Source organism: Aetokthonos hydrillicola CCALA 1050, from assembly GCF_017591665.1.
Taxonomy (GTDB): Bacteria; Cyanobacteriota; Cyanobacteriia; order Cyanobacteriales; family Nostocaceae; genus Aetokthonos; species Aetokthonos hydrillicola.
In genome coordinates this window covers 1-1,856 of record NZ_JAAKGC010000337.1, presented here as the reverse complement: position 1 = coordinate 1,856, position 1,856 = coordinate 1, and the positions used below count along the sequence as shown (strand labels likewise).

Genomic DNA, 1,856 nt, shown 5'->3' with positions numbered 1-1,856 from the left:
ACGAAAAGAACAAGAACAGTCATGTGAAAACTATCCTAAAAAAGCAAAAGATAGTTTAGATAAAGCTAATGGCGTTGTAATAGGCTACATAAAAGCTTTGGGTAGACTAGCAGCAGCCGATTTAACATAACTTTTGTGAATTTGGTGCAACACTGTTGACACTAGTTATAACATGTTATACCATTGTTGTAACAAAACCAAAAGACGCCTGCCTCCCGCCAAGAAGTGATGACGCCTTTTGTTTAAACCTTTAATTACAAGGATTATTACCAAATGTACCACCACACAGAAGCCGACTTCAACACCAAATCTTCTGCTTGCTCACCCATTGTCAACATTATTGACGAACAAACCACAGCACAAGCAGAACTTTCTGCACACATCGAAGCGCAAGCCCAAGAAATAGCCCCTGAGCCAGAAATCCAATTCATAGATCTAGACGGCTTCTACACCTATGAAGCACAAGTAGCTCTTCAAGTGATTGCCACCATTACTCATGACTGCGAAGACTTCGTGACTCAGCCTTGGGTGGTCATGGTGGGAGAAGTGGAAGTTCACCGCGCTGACACTTGGGCAAAGTGTGCTGATTACATACGCTGGCACTACAAGCAAGGAACGCTGCCTAAGTTAAGAACCAGTACATCTGAAGAACTTTTGGACAAGCCATTTGATGAGTTAAGCACGCTTGATTGGCAACGACTGAAAGAGTATGAACCGCATTCTGGCACGGATTTGGTAGCTGCATAAAGCTCCTGGGGTGGGATTCGCCCACCCTAAAAATCTTCTTTCACGTTGGACAATACAGGCAATGCAAGAACTCATCAAGGCTTTGATTAAAGCCAAATCAGAATTTTCTAACATTCAAAAAGACCGAGTTAACCCTCACTTCAAGCACAAATACGCCACCTTAGACGCTGTATTAGATGCTGTTACCCCTGCCCTTGGTAAGCACGGACTAGCAGTTGTTCAAACGACTGCTCTAGATAGTAACAAAACTGTTCTTCAGACTCACCTTTACCACGAATCAGGTGAGTGCATTACCAGCATTTACCCTCTCCCAGAAATCGGTGATTCACAGAAGTTTGGTGCTGCCCTAACTTATGCCCGCCGCTATGCGCTATGCGCCATTCTTTGTGTGACAGCTGACGAGGATGATGATGCAAATTTGACACTGACTACACTTAAAAAACAAGGTAATCTACAGTACAAAGTTAACAGCAATGGAGAGCAGCGCGGTGCTTTGGCTCCCAAAGTTGTAGCGACTGCGGGAGAACACCCTCACAACATCAAGATAAGAGCGATTCGCCAACTGTTTGGGATTGAGAGCAAAACAGTGCTGGAGTGGTTGAAAACTGAAAAGTTGGTTAACTCTCCCGCAGAACTTGACAATACACAACTGAGTGAATTGGTGCAGTGGATGGGTGTTCAGTGGGCAATCAAGCAAGGTGTTCAACATAACCACGCTGCTAATAGCTTTGTCAAGCATATACCCGCTATGACTGCTCAAGGGTATGAGGAATTGGAAGCGATTAAGCAGTGGATGAACCATGTGCACCTTCCTCAGCAAGCTGAACAAAAGCAGTAATTTTAATACTTAACAAGTATCGGAGAAATTCATATTAATTAATCCTGATTAATTAGGTAATTAATGACAGGATTTTCCTTTATAATTAGAGTTAGTAATTAACTAATTTAATCAGTGAATTAGAGCTTTTATCAGGTGGCATCATCAATATTTCTCATGAATTTAATTTTACTCTCTGCTAAAATCCACTATCAACGATATGACAAGAACGCCCCATGACAATTTTGCCAAAGATTATTTCCAAGAACTTCTTTCTCCTCTAGGTCAAGTA

The 1,856-nt window shown here is 42.1% G+C and carries 2 protein-coding genes; both read left to right on the top strand.

Annotated features, from left to right (window positions below; genetic code table 11):
• The first annotated feature begins 273 nt into the window (after positions 1-273).
• A complete protein-coding gene (locus G4P69_RS37660) occupies positions 274-747 on the top strand; it encodes a hypothetical protein (protein WP_208344677.1) in 474 nt (157 codons plus the stop codon).
• Positions 748-808: 61 nt separating this feature from the next.
• A complete protein-coding gene (locus G4P69_RS37655; RefSeq protein WP_208344676.1) occupies positions 809-1,585 on the top strand; it encodes an ERF family protein in 777 nt (258 codons plus the stop codon).
• Positions 1,586-1,856 lie beyond the last annotated feature (271 nt).

Bases quoted from the DNA above. Each gene is read 5' to 3' on its own strand.
- G4P69_RS37660 (WP_208344677.1), top strand. From the start codon at position 274: ATGTACCACCACACAGAAGCCGACTTCAACACCAAATCTTCTGCTTGC.
- G4P69_RS37655 (WP_208344676.1), top strand. From the start codon at position 809: ATGCAAGAACTCATCAAGGCTTTGATTAAAGCCAAATCAGAATTTTCT.